This is a genomic window from Lactiplantibacillus mudanjiangensis (genome assembly GCF_005405385.1).
GTDB lineage: Bacteria > Bacillota > Bacilli > Lactobacillales > Lactobacillaceae > Lactiplantibacillus > Lactiplantibacillus mudanjiangensis.
Window position 1 is genome coordinate 23,084 of sequence record NZ_BJDY01000002.1, and the last position, 17,736, is coordinate 40,819.

Consider the following 17,736-nt stretch of genomic DNA (forward strand, 5'->3'; position numbering starts at 1 on the left):
GGTTTGAAGACGGTTAATCAAACAGCTACGCAAGTTGTTGCTGAAATGGTAACCGATATCCCGCAAAAGCGGGTCGGTATTCTTGGTGGTACTTTTAATCCACCACATTTGGGCCATTTAATCATGGCACAACAAGTGGGTGACCAACTGGGGTTAGATGAAGTTCGGTTTATGCCGGACGCCCAGCCACCTCATGTGGATGAGAAAAAAGCGATCGCAGCCAGTGACCGCCAGCATATGGTGGAACGCGCCATCGCGGATAATCCGTTATTCAAATTAGAAACCGCTGAGCTCAAGCGCGGTGGTAAAAGTTATACGTACGATACGATTAAAGCCCTCAAGGCCCAACATCCAGAGGTGCATTATTACTTCATTATTGGTGGCGACATGGTAGACTATTTACACACTTGGTATCGCATTGATGATCTGGTGAAGTTAGTCACTTTTGTCGGGATCAAACGTAATGGGTATCCGACAACGAGTCAATATCCCGTGATGTGGGTCGATGCCCCATTAGTCGATATTAGTTCAACGCAGATCCGGCAGAAAGTTAGTCGGGGACACACGGTGAAATATCTGGTTCCAGCAGCGGTTGAAGATTATATTAAGGAGCATCACTTATATGAGCAAGCCAATTGAGTATCAAGAAAATCTAGTGCCATACACCCATGACGAATTAATGGCCAAAGTGGCGGCCAAGTTAACGCCAGCACGCTACCAGCATTGTTTACGCGTTGAACAAACGGCTCGTGAACTAGCGGCAGCTAATGGTGTTGATCCAGAGCTCGCCGCAATTACGGGATTGTTGCATGATTATGCCAAACAACGTGACGATGCAACCTTTATTGAGTTGATCAAAACGCGTGGGCTTGACCCTGAACTCGTGCATTATGGCAATGGGGTTTGGCATGGTGTCGTTGGGGCAGAATTAATCAAAGATGAGCTCCACATTGCGAATGAAGATATTTTACAAGCGGTACGGTTGCATACAGTCGGTGCGCCGTACATGTCAAAGTTAGCCCAGATTACCTTTATGGCTGATTTTATTGAACCTAACCGGGACTTCCCGGGGGTTGAAGAAGCACGGAAATTAACGAAGCAGTCCTTGGCTGCGGGTGTTCGGTATCAAATCCAACATACCTTAGCGTACTTGGTTGAAAAGGGCCAAGCGGTTTATCCGCAAACCTTAGCAACTTATAATGCTTGGGTTGGTGGTGTGGGCACCGTTACGACTAAATAATTAAACAACAAAGGAAGAAATACATGGATAGCAAAGCATTATTACAATTAACGGTTGAAGCCGTAGATGACAAACGGGCCGAAGATGTTGTGGCCTTAGACGTGGAAAAAGTGAGCTTGATGGCTGATTACTTCGTGATTGCCTCAGCTGACTCAAAACGTCAAGTACAAGCGATTGCGGATAGCGTCGTTGAATTTATCCGTAAAGCGGGTTCTGATGTCAAAAGTGTTGAAGGACGTTTGGCCGGTGAATGGATTTTAATCGATTGTGGTGACGTGGTTGTGCACGTTTTCCAAAAGGATGCGCGTCAACATTACAACTTAGAAAAATTATGGGCCGATGCACCATTAGTTGATATCGCCCAATGGGTAAACGCATGATCTACCAGACGTTTGCCGAATTATACGACGAACTCTTCGATCCAGCCATGTACCAGCAATGGCTGGATTTTGTGCGTCGTCAATTACCTAATCAAGATGGTGAAGTCTTGGAATTGGCCTGTGGAACGGGTCGCCTAGCCGTTTTATTAGCCCAGTCAGGCTATCACGTGACGGGGCTTGACTTGTCTGATAATATGTTAGCCTTGGCCCAACAACATGCCGAAGAAGCTGATGTTGCGATTCCGTTAGTTGAAGGGAATATGTTAGATTTATCAGAAATTGGGACGTTTAGTGCGGTGACGTGCTTTGCGGACTCATTTTGTTATTTACCGGATATTGACCAGGTTCAACAAGCGTTTAGTGAGGTGGCTAAGCATTTAACGGCCGATGGCAAGTTTTTGTTCGATGTCATTACGCCACACCAAACGGATGATATTTATCCGGGGTATATGTACAATTATCGTGATGATGAACGGGCGTTTATGTGGACCAGCTATGCGGGCGAAACGCCTCATAGTGCGGAACATGACTTAACGTTCTTCATTTGGAACGCAGATAAGCAAGGGTTTGATGAAGTGAGTGAATTGCATCAAGAACAAACTTATGACTTGGCAACTTACCAACAGGCCTTAGCAGCGGCTGGCTTTAGTCGCGTGACGGTGACGGCTGACTTCGGTCAACAAGCACCGGATGAGCAAACTACCCGTTGGTTCTTTGACTGTCAAAAGTAGGTGATCAATATGCGGGCAGTTGGGGTTATTACGGAATATAATCCATTACACAACGGCCATGTTTATCAGTTACAACAAGCTAAGGCACTAACCGGTGCAGATTGTACCGTCGTCGTGATGAGCGGCAATTGGTTACAGCGTGGTGAACCAGCGATCCTGGATAAATGGACTCGGGCCCAGTTAGCGTTACAAACGGGTGCGGATCTAGTGATTGAGTTGCCGGTTTTTTATGCGATGCAGCCGGCCCATTTATTTGCCCAAGGCGGGGTACGACTCTTAGCTGAGTTAGGGTGTGAAAGCTTGGTTTTTGGCGCGGAACATCCAGATTTGGATTTTAGTCAGTTAATGGCCGCTTTTCCATCGGGACGTGAGGCGTTTAAACAGTTCAATGCGACCTATGCAACGTTGTTTAACGCGGCTTTAAAGACCGCTACGGGGCAAGCGTTGACTAAGGCGAATGATATGTTAGGGTTCTGCTACTATGTGGCTAATCAACGCCTAGGCGCACCGATGCGCTTGATACCCATGCAACGGCTCGGCTCAGATCACAATGATACTGCGATTCAAGGAGATCAGTTTGCCAGTGGCACGGCAATTCGCCAAGCTGCTTTAGCAGGTAACTGGGATCAAGTTGAACGAGTTGTGCCGGCAGAGACACTCGCCCAGTTAAAATCGAATCGGTTAGTCAGTTGGGCCGATTTTTGGCCGCATTTGCAGTATCAATTGCTCACTACTACGGTTGATCGCAGTGGTCAGTATGATCAAATGGCAGAGGGTTTAGAATATCGGATGCAGGATATGGTTCAAAATGCGTCAAATTTTGAAGACTTTTTAGCACAGGTCAAATCCAAACGGTACACGTATACGCGCTTGCAACGGGTGGCCGCAGCGGCATTGTTACAATTGACTACTACTGAGGTGCAGACGGCACAAGCGCGTCCTTATTTGCGCGTATTGGGCTTTAGTGCCACCGGTCAGCAATATTTGCATCAAGTTAAAAAGTCGTTGACGATGCCACTATATACGAAGATTAATAAGGATCTACGGTTGCACGAACTTGCCTTGGATTATCGCGCTGGTCGGGTGTATGAGTTGATTAATCAGCAACATCAAGATTTATATCGACGACCGTGGCGATTTACGGATAATCTTGGTTGACCGCTACGTGTTTTCTTGGTATGGTGGTGTTTATTGACGGGCTTTTGCGCCTGTCAAGGAAAAAACATTGACAAAGGATTTTCACACAGGTATAATTTATCACGTTGCATTAGGAGGTTTTTAAATGAAATGGTCTTTGAGCCAGCTGCGAAGCTATCGTGATGAACCACTTCAGTTTGATGAAGCATTGGACTTAAAACACGACCTGATGACGCGTTATCCAAAAGATATCTATGATGTTGAAGCCGTTCAAGTGACCGGCTACGCGTCATATGATAAGGGTAACGTGCTAATTTCAGCGAAGGTTGAGGCCCGGTTAACGGTGCCTTCAACACGTTCACTGACGCCAGTGGCATTGCCATTGGCCTTTCAAATGACAGAAATTTACGTCCCAGAAGGCACGGATCTGAAACGTTTTGACGAAGAAGATACGGTGATTGTCTTACCGGAAGACGAAATGCTCGATTTTGATGTTGCTGTAGAGGATAACATTTTGGTTCGTATCCCCATGCAGATTCTTTCTGAAGCTGAACAAAATGGCGAAGCAATGCCCACTGGACAAGGGTGGGAGGTTATCAGTGAAGATGACCTTGCGAAGCAAGCTGCAGAACATAAAACTGTTGATCCGCGTTTAGCAAAGTTAAAAAACCTGTTCCCTGATCAGGAAGCCAAGGATTAAATTGCGCTAGACCTATCATAATCTCACATTAAGTGAAAATTATTTAAAGGAGGTGTAGGTTGATGGCTGTACCAGCAAGAAGAACATCTAAGATGCGTAAACGCAACCGTCGTGGTCATATTAAATTGGCTACACCAAATTTGGCACCATGCCCAAATTGTGGCGAATTACGGATTTCTCATCGCGTTTGCCCAAGTTGTGGTTTCTACAACGGTAAACAAGTCGTAAAAGTAAACAACTAATTTGATTTAGTTGCTGAAAAGCCGCAGTGCGGCCATGGCGCATGGGACTTTTCATCTGAATACGATCTAAAAACTCGCTTAGGCGAGTTTTTTTGTACATATTTTTATCATGATTAACGGTCGCTTTTTGATTTGAGTGGTCGTATGCTTAAAGTGAACTAGTTAAGTTAAAGGAGACTGATCATCAATGACAACAGCTGCAAAGATTGTCTTAGGTGCTTGGGCGTGGGGCGATACCGATAATTATTTTGGTAACGGCTATTCGGCCGAACATTTTAAGGCAGTTTACGATGAAGCAATTAAACGGGGCTTGAACTTTTGGGACACTGCTTATGCGTATAGTAAAGGCAATTCTGAAACGATTTTAGGGCAATTAATGCGGACCACGCCGCGTGAAAAGTTGGTTGTTTCGACGAAGTTTACACCACAATTGGCCGGTACCGGTGAGCATCCGGTCATGGACATGTTCAAGGGAGTACGCAACGACTAGGAACGGCTTATTTTGATTACTATTGGATTCATAATGATGACGATGTTGAAAAATGGACGCCACAGCTTATTCCACTCCTGAAAAGCGGCCAAATCAAGCATATTGGGATTTCAAATCATACGTTACCCGAGATTAAACGGGTACAAGCTATTTTAGGTGCGGCTGGTTTTAAATTAGACGCGGTGCAGAATCATTTAAGCTTGTTAGATCGGACTTCCGAACAAGCGGGCATTTTGGCTTATTGTCATCAACAAGCCATCACCTTTTTTGCGTACATGGTTTTGGAACAAGGTGCCTTAACCGGTAAATATGATGTCGATCATCCTTTCCCGGCAGATAGTGCACGAGGAAAGGTCTATAATCCACAATTACCTGAATTAACGACTTTGATTCAACAATTGAAGGCAGTCGGCGCTAAGCACGATTTGTCCGTGGCCCAAACGGCGATGGCCTGGGCTTTATCTAAAGGTACATTACCGATTATTGGTGTGACTAAGGTTCATCAAGTCACGGAGGCGGCTCAAGTGGCGGTAACAAACTTATCGGCTGCCGAAGTCGCAACGCTAGAAGCAGCGGCTGCGAAGACAACTGCTAATACGATCGGATTTTGGAAACAGGATATGCGTGAAACAGGAAAATAACGCTTAAATTGATTGTAGACTCGTGAAAAACGAGTCTTTTTTATTTATTTTTCTCCTTTTGGGAAAAACGACATGGTGTGTCGCACGGTTATGCTATGATAACGGCGACATAAAATAATAAGTACAAAAGGAGTTTGATGATCATGTCAAAAAAATGGTTAGCGGGTTTAGCAGTGGGTACAGCTTTAACGGGGGCTGGTGCAGTTGTTGGGGTTGTGTCTGATCAGGTGAGTCAACCAGTGACTGCCCAAGCTGCGACTAAGATAAAAAAAGTAGTGATTAAGAAATTAATCTGGAAAGACGGTAAATGGCATGACTTCAAGGTTACCTTGCCATATGGTAAAACAACGGCCGTTAAAACACCGAAGTATAAAGGTTATAAAGATATGGAAGATAGTACCATTGGTGCCATTACGGTATTTAAAGATGGTAGCGTTGGCTATGGAACAAATCCATTTGTCTTTATGAAGGTCATTTCTGCTAAACAGCAAGCAAAAAATGCTAAATCCAAGAAAGCTGTGACGGCTAAAGGCAGTCTCGCCTATTACACAACTTCTAATTTACATGAAAAATATGTTAAGTATACGGTCAAAGGTCTGGTTGGCACGATGGTTAAGATTAAGGCACCTAAAGTCAAAGGCTATAAGAGTAAGACAAAGACGATTAACATTGGAATTATGGGTAAAAATAAAGGCTGGAATTATAATATGTATCACTATGTTAAAAAGTAAAACTGTTTTTGTTTAAAGATATCTATTTCAATACAATGTCTGAAGACATACTACCAATTAGTCAATCGAGAATGCATAGTTCTTGGTTGATTTTTTTATATATTAAATAATATGAAAATAACTTTCGCAAAAATATAAAAAATATGAAACTTTTTTGATAAAACGGCTCAAATTACTTTAATTAATCCCGCGTTTTTGGTACGATTGTCACGTAGTAAAATTTGGGAGGCTAACATCTAATGAGTAACAAAAAACCACAAATTGGTGTCATTGGTATGGCTGTCATGGGTAAAAATTTGGCTTTGAACATTGAAAGCCGCGGCTATCAAGTCGCTATTTTTAACCGGACAGGTGCCAAAACTGAAGAAGTAATGAAGAACCATGCAGAAAAGAAGTTAACGCCAAGTTATAAGATCGAAGACTTCGTGGCTTCACTTGAAAAACCACGTCGGATTATCATGATGGTTAAAGCTGGGAAACCAACTGACGCTGTGATTGATGAATTATTGCCATTGCTTGATAAAGGCGATGTGTTGATCGATGGTGGGAACACGAACTTCAATGATACGATTGCTCGGAATGCCCGTTTGGACAAATCCGGCATCAACTTCATTGGGATGGGTGTTTCCGGTGGTGAATTAGGTGCCTTACAAGGGCCTTCTTTGATGCCAGGTGGCCAAAAAGAAGCTTATGACTTAGTTGCCCCAATCTTGGAACAAATCTCAGCCAAAGCTCCTCAAGATGGCGCACCATGTGTCACTTACATCGGCGCTAACGGTGCCGGTCATTACGTTAAGATGGTTCATAACGGGATCGAATACGGTGACGAAGAATTGATCGATGAAAGTTACAACATTATGCGTAATGTTGCGGGCTTATCAGTTGATGAAATGTCTGACGTCTTCACTGAATGGAACAAGGGCGAATTAAGCAGTTACTTAATCGAAATTACGGCTGACATCTTGTCACGTAAAGACGACTTAGGTGACGACAAGACGAAGCCTATCGTTGACATGATCTTAGATCGTGGGAACAACAAAGGGACTGGTAAGTGGAGTTCCGAAGATGCCTTGAACGTCCAAGTACCACAATCAGTGATCACGGAAGCCGTTTATGCACGTTACATCTCAATGATGAAGAACGAACGGGTTGCTGCTTCTAAGAAGTTAGCTGGTCCTAAGAACGATGTGCAATTACCAGCCAAAGAAGAATTGGTTGAAAAGATTCGCGAAGCCCTTTACTTCAGTAAGATCATGAGCTACGCACAAGGTTTCGAACAATTACGCTTTGCCGCTGAACATTACGGCTGGGACTTGAAGTACGGCGAATTGGCACAAATCTGGCGCGCCGGTTGTATCATCCGGGCTCAATTCTTACAAAACATTACCAATGCTTTTGATAAGAAGCCTGATTTAAACAACTTATTGATGGATGACTACTTTGCTGATATCGCAGCGAAGTACCAACAATCAACGCGTGACGTCTTAAGCTTGGCTATCCAAGCCGGCGTTCCCGTACCATCATTCAGTGCCGCATTATCATACTACGACTCATACCGGGCTGAAGTTTTACCTGCTAACTTGTTACAAGCACAACGGGATTATTTTGGTGCCCATACCTACGAACGGACTGACCGTGAAGGGTTATTCCATTACACTTGGTATGAAGAACAATAAATCGTTAAGTTAACCATAACGACCTCAATCTGTACGATTAGGGTCGTTTTTTTGCGCAAAAAACGACTGATTAGCCATTAAAGCTAGTCAGTCGTTGTTGAATTTAAAGTTAATTTTACCAAATTGGACTTAGCATTGATGCTACAGCGACGCCCCAATAATATTCAGAGGTGCGGGCCGTTTGCGTGTAAAGGGTATTCAACGCTTTGATTGGATGCTGCATGTGGGTACGAATAGCGCCAACCATAATCGCGTTAGCTTTAGTTGCACTTAAAAGATAATTTTCCTCTTTTGCCAACTCTTGCGCACAAGCGAGTAATTTTGCCTCTAACTCAGGTTCTTTAGCAACTTCTGGATCATTATAAACGGCACTAATTTGTTGGAATAAACGTTCTGCTTTTTCGTTCTTTAACATGTTAATCATCCCCCATGACACTGAATTATAGCACTTTAATTGAATAATGATAGTCAATATTTTAAAAATAAATAATGACCGCTTTTTTTGTATCGAACGTACGTTTGCGTTATAATTACCTTAACAGTTTGACGATGAAACGGGGTGCTAAATTGAAACAAGAATCACTTTTTAATACGTATCGGGGGACTAGTAGCCCGTTGGCTTATCGGGTCCGGCCAACTACGCTGGATGGTTTTAAAGGTCAAGACCATTTATTGGGACCGGGAAAGTTATTACGGCAACTCATTGCCGAAGATCAGATGCCCTCGTTGATCTTTTGGGGTCCTCCCGGTGTTGGTAAGACCACGTTGGCGGAAATTATTGCCCGGCAAACGAAATCGCACTTTATCACATTTAGTGCGGTGACAACTGGGATTAAAGAAATTCGGACGATTATGGATGAAGCCGAAGCCAATCGTGACTTTGGCGAACGTACGATGGTCTTCATTGATGAAATCCATCGTTTCAATAAAGCGCAACAGGATGCGTTCTTGCCTTACGTTGAGCGGGGGAGTATTACCCTAATTGGTGCGACAACTGAAAATCCATCATTTGAAATTAACGCGGCTTTATTGTCACGTTGTAAGGTTCTCGTCCTCAAAGAGTTGACAACCGACGCGCTGACGGAAATTTTGAAAGCGGCGTTAGCGAGTCCACAAGGGTTTCCGCAGCTAACGGTCAACCTACAATCGGATACCTTACAATTGATTGCTGAATTTGCCAATGGTGATGCGCGAATGGCCTTAAACACACTAGAAATGGCCGTTTTAAATGGTGAACATGAGGGCCAAACAACGACGATTACGACGGCTGGGTTACACCAACTCATTAATACTAAATCGTTACGCTACGATAAAAATGGTGAAGAACACTATAATATGATTTCGGCGTTACACAAATCGATGCGCAATAGTGATGTAGATGCGGCTATTTATTGGCTTATGCGCATGCTTAATGGTGGCGAAGATCCGTTATATATTGCGCGGCGACTGATTCGATTTGCTAGTGAAGATATTGGACTCGCTGATCGTCAAGCCTTGCCATTAACCGTCGCGGTTTTTCAAGCTTGCCAATTGATTGGGATGCCAGAGTGTGATGTGAATTTGACTGAAGCCGTGACTTATTTGGCATTAGCGCCAAAATCAAATGCGTTGTATGCGGCCAAGTCGGCGGCTCAAGCTGATGTGCGCGCCAAAGGTAACTTACCGGTACCATTACAGATTCGAAATGCGCCGACGACCTTAATGAAAGATTTAGGTTATGGCGACGATTATCAATATGCGCATGATACGGCGGCTAAGTTGACAACGATGACCACCATGCCCCCAGAATTGGCTAACCAGACGTATTATGAACCGACCGATCAAGGCCAAGAAAAAGCGTGGCAACAACGACTCACAGCGATTAAGCAATGGCACCAGGCACATCCGGCTGATTAGTCCTCAAAATTGCTTTTAAGTGAAAACCTGCTAGAATGAGAGCTAAATGAAGGTTTCCCTTGATTTCAGGTGTAGGAAAATTAGCGTATTCATGTTAAAATAACATGTTGTACATGTTTATTGGGGGTCGTTTCTCATTAAACACTAAGCAGTACGCAAGTTAGATAAGTTGAATATTAGGAGTGACTAAAAGTAAATGAGTCGAATATTAATTATTGAGGACGAAAAGAATCTCGCCCGCTTTGTCGAACTGGAATTAAAACATGAAGGTTACGACATTCAAGTTGAATATAATGGCCGTAAAGGCTTAGACGCTGCGTTAGCTGAAGATTTTGACGCCATCTTACTCGATTTAATGTTGCCAGAATTAAATGGGTTAGAAGTTTGCCGTCGGGTGCGTGAAGTCAAGAATACGCCAATTATCATGATGACTGCTCGTGATTCAGTTATTGATCGGGTTTCTGGCTTAGACCATGGGGCCGATGACTATATCGTTAAACCATTTGCAATCGAAGAATTATTGGCACGTTTACGGGCCTTGTTACGCCGAATTGACCTTGAAAGCGAACAACAAAGCACGAAACAAACGACGGTTACTTACAAAGACTTAACGATCGAAAAAGAAAACTTAGTTGTTAAACGGGGCGATGAAGTCATCAACCTGACTAAGCGTGAATACGAATTATTATTAACGTTAATGGAAAATATCAACGTGGTCTTAGCGCGAGATGTCTTGTTAAACAAGGTCTGGGGTTATGAATCCGAAGTTGAAACCAATGTCGTTGATGTCTATATCCGTTACTTACGGAACAAGATTGACCGACCAGGCGAAAAGAGTTATATCCAAACTGTTCGTGGGACAGGATACGTGATCCGGTCCTAATGACGACCACCACGGATGCTTCGGTTACGACACCGCAACCACGTAAACGTTGGTCATTGAAGTGGAAATGGGCGCTAGGGACCGCAATCGGGACCGCGCTCATTTTTATTTGTTTTTCAATCTTGGTGTATAAGAGTTTCACGAACCTCTTATTGCGTCAAGAACAACGTGACGTGGTGAGTGCCGTCACCACGGTTCAGCAATCCTTGCGAACCGAAACTAAAGATCTCACGATTAAATCAGTGGCCGCTAAATTACAACCAGAAGCCAATGTTGAGCCAGCGACCAGTATGGAATCGCGGAAAAAGGGGGCCCTTCAAACAACCATTTTCTCAGATTCCGATTTAACTGCGTTGTCACGAACAAATCTGGCTGTGACCGTCTACAATCCTAGCGGTATTACGCTCTATATCTCACGTAAAGATGCGCATGAGTTCCAAAAAACGACCACGCGTCAGACTGAAACAGTGGGGCATGGAAGTCAGATGCAGTTGGTAGGGCGCGCACCGATTCATGCATCAACGGGACATCAATTGATCGGTTACGTTCAGATAACGAATAATTTGAAAGACTACCATACGACGACGCACAATTTGGTTTGGATTTTTATTGTGATGACGTTGATTGCTGTCTTTGGTGCAACATTGTTTGGTTATTTTTTGGCGGCGTTCTTATTACGGCCGATGCGAAAAATCACGCAAACGATTAACGCGGTCAAAGATGACCCACAGACAGATTCCCGAGTACCTGATCTAAATCGTAACGATGAGTTGGCTGACTTAGCAATGCTGTTTAACGATATGCTAGATCAGATGCAACGCTATATTACGCAGCAGCAGCAGTTCGTCGAAGACGTCTCACATGAATTGCGGACACCGGTCGCAATTATTCAAGGCCACATGGAACTGTTGAATCGCTGGGGGAAAGACGATCCGCAAGTCTTAGAAGAATCCTTGTCGGCGTCGTTGTCAGAAACTAAGCGGATGCAAAGCTTGGTTCAAGAAATGCTGGACCTTTCACGGGTTGAACAACTAGAGATTAACTTTGGTCATGAGACCTCCGATGTTCAAAAACTTGTGACACAAGCATTTAATGATTTTAAGATGATTCATCCAGACTTTGTGTTTACCTTCGATGACGATGTTAAGCAACCAATTTATGCTCAAATTTATCGAAATCATTTGGAACAGTTGTTGATTATTTTGCTGGATAATGCGGTGAAATATTCAACCAAGCGTAAAGAAATCCATCTATCTTTGTCGACGGATATTCGTTACGTGGAAGTGGCGGTTCAAGATTTTGGTGAGGGGATTGCTAAAGATAACCTTGATCGCGTCTTTAATCGGTTCTACCGCGTGGATAAGGCGCGGAGCCGTGATAAAGGCGGTAATGGGTTAGGGTTGTCGATTGCCCAACGGTTAGTCGAAGGCTATCATGGCAAGATTAGTGTGGAATCAGTGGTCGGACATGGGTCGATCTTCCGATTCCGATTGCCGATCTTGAAAGATCCAACGTTGCTGGCGCAAGCCGAAGCGGATACGGATGCCGTTGAAAAGATTGCCAAAACAGAACGACCAGCTGGCATTAAACCAGCAATACAAGATTTAGATGAAGCACCTTTGGATGATCATGAGCACGATGATACATCAAAATAGTGATGGAGGCGTTTGGGGTAACAGCCAAGCGCCTTTTTGGTGTCCAAATATTGATAGTTGAAGATTGAAAGTCAAATATGATGATAGAAATCATACTAGTATTAGTTTGAATTATGACCAAATTAGTCACCTACGCCAGCCAGTGACTATGCCGGCTGTGGGGAACGGTTTCAGCCAAAAAACGGGCTTCCACCTCGCTTTTAAGCCTAGCCAAAACCGCTAGTCTCAAAAGTCGTCCACATCGTAAAGTCCGGTAAAATCATCCGGCCTAACGATGTTTTCACGGCCGACGCCATCACTGGCTGGCTCCGGTTAGTTTGCAATATCATTTTAGTAATCACTAACACAGCCGAAAGTGAGTCCAAATTGAGCCCAGCCGTGGGAGCTCTTAGCGATTTATCACTTAGAGTCTGGCGCTTTTGAAACACGGACTTGGTGGTTCAAAACGATGGTCGAGACCGGTTTTTGGCTCGACCGGTCCGTCCACAGCGTTCCGGCTCAATGTGGACGAACGGTAGGTGATTAGTAAGGCCACTTTTGCCCCGCTCTGTTTGCAAGCCCTTCAAAGACTGGTATAGTGAAGAGGCAAGTTAATTATTTAGGGGGGCGTTGGGGTTGACGAACGAAACAGCTTATCGGCCAATGACGGTTAAAATTTTCTTACAGTTCATTCGGTTGAATGCCAAAGCGGCGAGTGTTGTGCCGTATTTTATTGGGATTTTATTTTCAATTTATTATTTTCATGCGTTTAATTGGGTAAATTCGTTAATTTACTTAATTGCGCAAGTCGCAATCGCACTATTTGTGACGGGGTTTAATAACGTTCAAGATTATTATTTAGCGGTGGATCTGCATTATCGCGATACGTATAATATTATTGGTCGTGAACATTTGTCACCGAAACGGTCGTTACATTTGATGTTGGTGATGCTAGCAACTGCAATTATTCTTGGGATCGTATTGGTTTTTAAAACGAATTTGCTCTTATTATTCATGGGGGCAGCGGCCATTGGCGTGGCAATCTTCTATACGTATGGTCCGGTGCCATTCTCACGTTTTCCACTAGGGGAGTTACTGTCGGGAACTGTCGAAGGCTTTGGGGTCTTTTTCTTAGCGGTTTATATGAATGTGGCAACGCCGGTTTTAATGGGCTTTACGTTTGCCTGGCCACAATTCGCAATCGTTGGAAACCTACAAAATATTCTTGTTATGATTTTAGTTGGTCTTCCAAATATCTTTTTGGTGGCGAACATCATGTTAGCTGATAATATTTGTGACTTGGATCAAGATATTCGTAACAAACGGTATACGGTCCCATATTATATCGGTCGTAAACGGGCAATTAAAACCTATGATGTTTTAGCCTTATTAGCGTATATCCCAGTGCTTGTTAGTGTGGGACTACAGATTTTACCGTGGTATCAATTGTTAGTATTGTTAGTTTTACCTAAGATTTTAAAGAATATCAAGGTTTTCAATGCTGAACAAGTCAAAGAGACCACGTTTAACACCGCACCACAAAACTTAATGCTGTTTCAAGGCATGCAAATTTTAGCGCTAATTATTGGCATCATTTTATAGTCAGCAAAAAAGCCAACCGCAAATTTCGGTTGGCTTTTTCGTTACAATCATTTAGTTACGGTGACGTTGTTGCTTACCGGCGTTACGACCACCAGTTGGGCGAGCGTTACGTGGTGTTGCAGCATCATCATCAGCCGGTTGTTCAGTTGCTTGGACGGGTTTAGCCGTTGCACTAGCAGCTGGCATCACTGGCTTAATTGGGTGTTTTTTAAGTTCAGCCTCAACTTCGCGACGAATACGTGGCCGGAAGAAGTTGATAATCAACGTTTGCAAGCAGGCGAAGAGCCCACCAACGAAGAAGTATAATCCTAAACCAGCTGGCGCAGACATCGAAACAAAGAAGATCATGACTGGACTAACGATTAACATCGTCCGCATTGTTTTCTTTTGTTCTTGTGGTAAACCGATCATAGACAAGTAACCTTGACCAACATAAGAAACAAAAGCTAGGGCAGCTAACAAGAAACTGGATTTCCCTAAGGTGATACCCATGAATTGTGCTTTTGACAATTCTGGCAAGTAGCGAATCGCGTAATACAAAGCAGAGAAGACTGGCAATTGAATCAATAATGGTAAACAACCAATCCCACCGGTCATGCTAATCCCGTTGTCTTTATAGAGTTGCATCATTTGATTGCTGACAGCTGCTTTTTCTTCTTGCGTTGTCGCTGCTTTTTGAGCCGCTTGAATCTTCTTCATTTCTGGTTGAACAGCGGCCATCTTTTCTTGTTGATAGGTGGACTTGCGTTGTTGGTTAACCATCATTGGCAATAGGACTAAACGAACCAACACGGTTAAACCGATAATGGCCCAGCCATAGTTATTGCCAAAAAGGTGGGCCATCCATTGCATGACAACTTGCCCAGGTTTAGCCAGGTAATCGTAAATAAAGCCATACGGTTTCCCATTTTTTGTCTGAACACAGCCACTTAAAAATAAGGCTAAACTGGAGAGTGCCAGTGTGACGGTCAGCGCTTTTTTATTTTTCACTAGTTAATAATCCCCTTCACTTTTTTACATATAAACATGATGATACTAGAGAGCGGCAGGGATTTCAATTGGTTATCCGAAAATTATGATAGTTTTGTGGCTCGCTTTCATGCACGATTAAATGATCAACGCGACCAAAATCAGTTGGAGATTGACGAATAACGTCGATAAACACGGCGATTCGTTGATCTTCTCCTTCGGCTTCAATAAAAACGGAGCCATCCATTAAGTTTCGGACGATACCATTAACACCGCACTTATCGGCGGCGACTTTAGTGGCCCAGCGAAAACCGACGCCTTGCACGCGGCCACTGGCTTGGAGGGTTACTGCTCGCATATTGTCACTTCCTTTATTCTAGCGTCTATCTAATATAATAGCATGGAATGGCTGGACTGTAAGGTTGTGAGGTGCTCGAATATGCTATACTAGTCGATATTAACCAGCGGATAGAATTGGAGTTTAACATGGAAAAAATTAATTCATTGCAAAATGCCCACGTTAAAGGGTGGAAAAAGTTACAAACGAAAAAAGGTCGAAAACAACAAGGTCAATATTTATTAGATGGTTGGCACTTAGTTAACGAGGCTGTTAAAGCCCACGTTGCCATTCGCACGTTGTTGATTACGGCGAAACAGTTGGCAACGGAACCGGATTTAACCCAGTTTCCAGCGGTAATTGAAATTTCTGAAGAAGTAGCGAGTCATATCAGTGCCACCGTTACCCCACAAGGTGTGTTTGCGGTTGCGAATTTGCCAAAAGCGGCTGCTGATCCGTTAGCGAATTTGGATTTAACGCGGCCGTGGTTGTTATTAGATAATGTGCAAGATCCCGGTAACATTGGGACAATGGTCCGAACGGCCGATGCAGCTGGCTTTGCCGGTGTGGCATTTGGGACTGGGACCGTAGATATTCATCAACCAAAAGTTGAACGATCGATGCAGGGGAGCCAGTTTCATTTACAATTAATCAGTACTGATTTGGGTGAATTAGTGGCCCGGTTCCACGCTGAAGATAAACCAGTCTACGGTTCGGAGTTGAATCCAGAAGCGGCGCAATATTTAGATATCGATGCACCAGCCAGCTTTGGCTTGATTATGGGGAACGAAGGTAACGGGATGAGTGATGTGCTACTGGCGCAAACCGATAAGAATCTTTATATTCCAATCAAGGGTCGTGCCGAGTCCTTGAACGTGGCGATTGCCGCCGGAATTCTTATGTTTGGCTTATATCGCTAAGGATAGAAATCTGATTGGTATTAAATGAGTCACCTACGCCAGCCAGTGATTCTGCCGGCTGTGGGGACCGGTTTCAGCCAAAGGACGGGCTTCCACCTCGCTTTTAAGCCTAGCCAAAACCACTAGTCTCAAAAGTCGGCTACATCGTAAGACCGGGAAAATCACCCGGACTAACGATGTTTTCACGGCCAGCGCCATCACTGGCTGGCTCCGGTTGTATTGCGAATACCAAGCAATCTTGTAATCACCATCATAACCGAGAGTGCCTCCACATTGAGCCCAGCCGTGGGAGCTCTTAGCGATTTATCGCTTAGAGCTTGGCGCTTTTGAGACACGCTGTGGGTGGCTCAAAACGACGGTCCACCCACAGCGTTCCGGCTCAAGGTGGGCGAACGGTAGGTGGCAAGAAAATCTACTTTTGAATCAGCGAGCGTCGTCCCCAAAAGTTATATCGTTTGTTAAATTAAGCTTGTTTGGTAAACAAAATACTTTCAAATTCACTTACTTTTTAGTAGAATAGCGGTAGTTATTAAGTAAAGGGAGCTTTCAATGAAAACCAATGCATGGAAACAAGATCCTGAATATGTGGCGATTGTGGCCGACTTATTAGCCCAACCAGCCGTTCAACATTTAGCTGATTTTACCCAACACCATCATTCGAATCGCTTAGATCATTCAATTGCAGTCTCATACGATAGTTATTTGTTAGCTAAGAAGTGGCATTTAAACACGACCGCGGTTGCCCGTGGTGGTTTGTTACACGATTTGTTTTATTATGATTGGCGTGAAACCAAGTTTGATCTTGGCTCCCATGCGTTTATTCATCCCCGGGTAGCGTTGCGCAACGCTGAAAAGTTAACCAAACTAACCCCGATGGAAAAAGATATCATCTTAAAGCATATGTTTGGGGCAACGCTGGCGTTACCTAAATACCGGGAAAGTTTGTTAGTTTCTTTAGTCGATGATTATGAAGCAGAACATGAATTTTTTGGACCCTTACGTACGAAGGTGGCCAAACAGTTAGATCGATTCCGGGGGACAACTGCCGGGTAAGATTGGTCTGCGGATGTTTTTTGGAGGTCATGGAATGTCAGAAATGATGCTAGATACGGTCAGTGATTCGACCGTGGAATCCCAATTTGAACTGTGTCCTAAGTTTGAAAAGACTTTTTCAATCTTAGGCAAAAAGTGGAACGGACTCATTATTGACGTCCTGCTAGAAGACGGGCCGCAACGTTTTAAGAACTTAGCGCGTAGGGTGCCGAAGTGTAGTGACCGTGTCTTGGTCGTTCGCTTAAAAGAATTAGAAGAAAATGGCATTGTTAGTCGGGTGACACACTGTGATTCGGCTTTGATTGAATACCGCTTAACGGCCAAAGGGGCTGATTTGCGGCAAGTCATGAATACCGTGCACATGTGGTCTGATAAGTGGTTTAGTCCCGCACAATCTTGTGAATAGGGCTTGACGCTGACTGTCGTTTGCCATAGACTGGCATATGTAAAGAAAAAAGCATTGACGAGAACTAG

The 17,736-nt window shown here is 43.9% G+C and carries 21 protein-coding genes and 1 other annotated feature (1 of these 22 running past the window's edge); of the genes, 18 read left to right on the plus strand and 3 right to left on the minus strand.

What is annotated here, in order from left to right:
- Positions 1–3: 3 nt before the first annotated feature.
- The 11 genes from FFM84_RS00920 (at position 4) to gnd (ending at position 7,968) form a co-directional block, all read left to right on the plus strand.
- On the plus strand, positions 4–639 hold the full coding sequence (locus tag FFM84_RS00920) for a nicotinate-nucleotide adenylyltransferase (RefSeq protein WP_130843867.1): 636 nt from the start codon (positions 4–6) through the stop codon (positions 637–639).
- On the plus strand, positions 623–1,240 hold the full coding sequence (gene yqeK / locus FFM84_RS00925; protein ID WP_130843866.1) for a bis(5'-nucleosyl)-tetraphosphatase (symmetrical) YqeK: 618 nt from the start codon (positions 623–625) through the stop codon (positions 1,238–1,240). Before FFM84_RS00920 ends, yqeK begins: the two co-directional genes overlap by 17 nt.
- Before the next feature lie 23 nt (positions 1,241–1,263).
- On the plus strand, positions 1,264–1,620 hold the full coding sequence (rsfS, locus tag FFM84_RS00930; RefSeq protein WP_130843865.1) for a ribosome silencing factor: 357 nt from the start codon (positions 1,264–1,266) through the stop codon (positions 1,618–1,620).
- Positions 1,617–2,351 (plus strand): class I SAM-dependent DNA methyltransferase, encoded by a 735-nt coding sequence (locus FFM84_RS00935; protein WP_130843908.1) that lies wholly within the window; start codon positions 1,617–1,619, stop codon positions 2,349–2,351. Before rsfS ends, FFM84_RS00935 begins: the two co-directional genes overlap by 4 nt.
- A 9-nt stretch (positions 2,352–2,360) precedes the next feature.
- Positions 2,361–3,509: a nucleotidyltransferase gene (locus FFM84_RS00940; protein ID WP_130843864.1), complete on the plus strand. Its 1,149-nt coding sequence runs from the start codon at positions 2,361–2,363 to the stop codon at positions 3,507–3,509.
- Between the two features lie 124 nt (positions 3,510–3,633).
- Positions 3,634–4,188 carry a YceD family protein gene (locus FFM84_RS00945; protein WP_130843863.1) on the plus strand — a complete coding sequence of 185 codons (555 nt, stop codon included), beginning with the start codon at positions 3,634–3,636 and terminating at the stop codon, positions 4,186–4,188.
- Positions 4,189–4,250: 62 nt separating this feature from the next.
- Complete coding sequence (gene rpmF, locus FFM84_RS00950; protein WP_130843862.1) at positions 4,251–4,430, plus strand: 50S ribosomal protein L32; 180 nt, start codon at positions 4,251–4,253, stop codon at positions 4,428–4,430.
- A gap of 187 nt (positions 4,431–4,617) precedes the next feature.
- Positions 4,618–4,920 carry an aldo/keto reductase gene (locus FFM84_RS16385; RefSeq protein WP_263854347.1) on the plus strand — a complete coding sequence of 101 codons (303 nt, stop codon included), beginning with the start codon at positions 4,618–4,620 and terminating at the stop codon, positions 4,918–4,920.
- A gap of 26 nt (positions 4,921–4,946) precedes the next feature.
- Positions 4,947–5,561 (plus strand): aldo/keto reductase, encoded by a 615-nt coding sequence (locus FFM84_RS00955; protein WP_263854348.1) that lies wholly within the window; start codon positions 4,947–4,949, stop codon positions 5,559–5,561.
- Between the two features lie 143 nt (positions 5,562–5,704).
- On the plus strand, positions 5,705–6,292 hold the full coding sequence (locus FFM84_RS00960; protein ID WP_130843861.1) for a hypothetical protein: 588 nt from the start codon (positions 5,705–5,707) through the stop codon (positions 6,290–6,292).
- A gap of 239 nt (positions 6,293–6,531) precedes the next feature.
- Entirely contained in the window at positions 6,532–7,968 is a 1,437-nt protein-coding gene (gnd, locus tag FFM84_RS00965) for an NADP-dependent phosphogluconate dehydrogenase (protein ID WP_130843860.1), read from the plus strand.
- Positions 7,969–8,083: 115 nt separating this feature from the next.
- Here gnd and FFM84_RS00970 read toward each other — a convergent pair whose 3' ends face one another.
- Entirely contained in the window at positions 8,084–8,383 is a 300-nt protein-coding gene (locus tag FFM84_RS00970) for a bacteriocin immunity family protein (protein ID WP_130843859.1), read from the minus strand.
- Positions 8,384–8,535: 152 nt separating this feature from the next.
- Here FFM84_RS00970 and FFM84_RS00975 point away from each other — a divergent pair, with 152 nt between their 5' ends.
- The 4 genes from FFM84_RS00975 to FFM84_RS00990 all read left to right on the plus strand — a co-directional run bounded on the left by FFM84_RS00975 (position 8,536) and on the right by FFM84_RS00990 (position 13,983).
- Complete coding sequence (locus FFM84_RS00975; RefSeq protein ID WP_130843858.1) at positions 8,536–9,864, plus strand: replication-associated recombination protein A; 1,329 nt, start codon at positions 8,536–8,538, stop codon at positions 9,862–9,864.
- Positions 9,865–10,060: 196 nt separating this feature from the next.
- Positions 10,061–10,747: a response regulator transcription factor gene (locus tag FFM84_RS00980; protein WP_003638551.1), complete on the plus strand. Its 687-nt coding sequence runs from the start codon at positions 10,061–10,063 to the stop codon at positions 10,745–10,747.
- The gene (locus FFM84_RS00985; protein WP_130843857.1) at positions 10,747–12,402 is read left to right on the plus strand and encodes a HAMP domain-containing sensor histidine kinase; all 1,656 of its coding nucleotides are present in this window, start codon (positions 10,747–10,749) and stop codon (positions 12,400–12,402) included. Before FFM84_RS00980 ends, FFM84_RS00985 begins: the two co-directional genes overlap by 1 nt.
- Before the next feature lie 642 nt (positions 12,403–13,044).
- Positions 13,045–13,983, plus strand: coding sequence for a 1,4-dihydroxy-2-naphthoate polyprenyltransferase (locus FFM84_RS00990; RefSeq protein ID WP_130843907.1), 939 nt, complete (start codon positions 13,045–13,047; stop codon positions 13,981–13,983).
- A gap of 51 nt (positions 13,984–14,034) precedes the next feature.
- On the opposite strand, the gene yidC is transcribed toward FFM84_RS00990, so the two are convergent.
- Complete coding sequence (yidC, locus tag FFM84_RS00995) at positions 14,035–14,973, minus strand: membrane protein insertase YidC (protein WP_130843856.1); 939 nt, start codon at positions 14,971–14,973, stop codon at positions 14,035–14,037.
- Positions 14,974–15,037: 64 nt separating this feature from the next.
- Positions 15,038–15,310: an acylphosphatase gene (locus FFM84_RS01000; RefSeq protein ID WP_130843855.1), complete on the minus strand. Its 273-nt coding sequence runs from the start codon at positions 15,308–15,310 to the stop codon at positions 15,038–15,040.
- A gap of 128 nt (positions 15,311–15,438) precedes the next feature.
- Between FFM84_RS01000 and FFM84_RS01005 the strand changes: the two genes are divergently transcribed.
- The 3 genes from FFM84_RS01005 to FFM84_RS01015 all read left to right on the plus strand — a co-directional run bounded on the left by FFM84_RS01005 (position 15,439) and on the right by FFM84_RS01015 (position 17,668).
- Positions 15,439–16,209 carry a TrmH family RNA methyltransferase gene (locus tag FFM84_RS01005; protein WP_130843854.1) on the plus strand — a complete coding sequence of 257 codons (771 nt, stop codon included), beginning with the start codon at positions 15,439–15,441 and terminating at the stop codon, positions 16,207–16,209.
- 549 nt (positions 16,210–16,758) lie between these two features.
- Positions 16,759–17,262: an HD domain-containing protein gene (locus tag FFM84_RS01010; RefSeq protein ID WP_130843853.1), complete on the plus strand. Its 504-nt coding sequence runs from the start codon at positions 16,759–16,761 to the stop codon at positions 17,260–17,262.
- A 34-nt stretch (positions 17,263–17,296) separates the two neighbouring features.
- Positions 17,297–17,668, plus strand: coding sequence for a winged helix-turn-helix transcriptional regulator (locus FFM84_RS01015; RefSeq protein WP_130843852.1), 372 nt, complete (start codon positions 17,297–17,299; stop codon positions 17,666–17,668).
- A gap of 45 nt (positions 17,669–17,713) precedes the next feature.
- Positions 17,714–17,736, plus strand: a binding site (T-box leader); it runs 223 nt beyond the window's last position.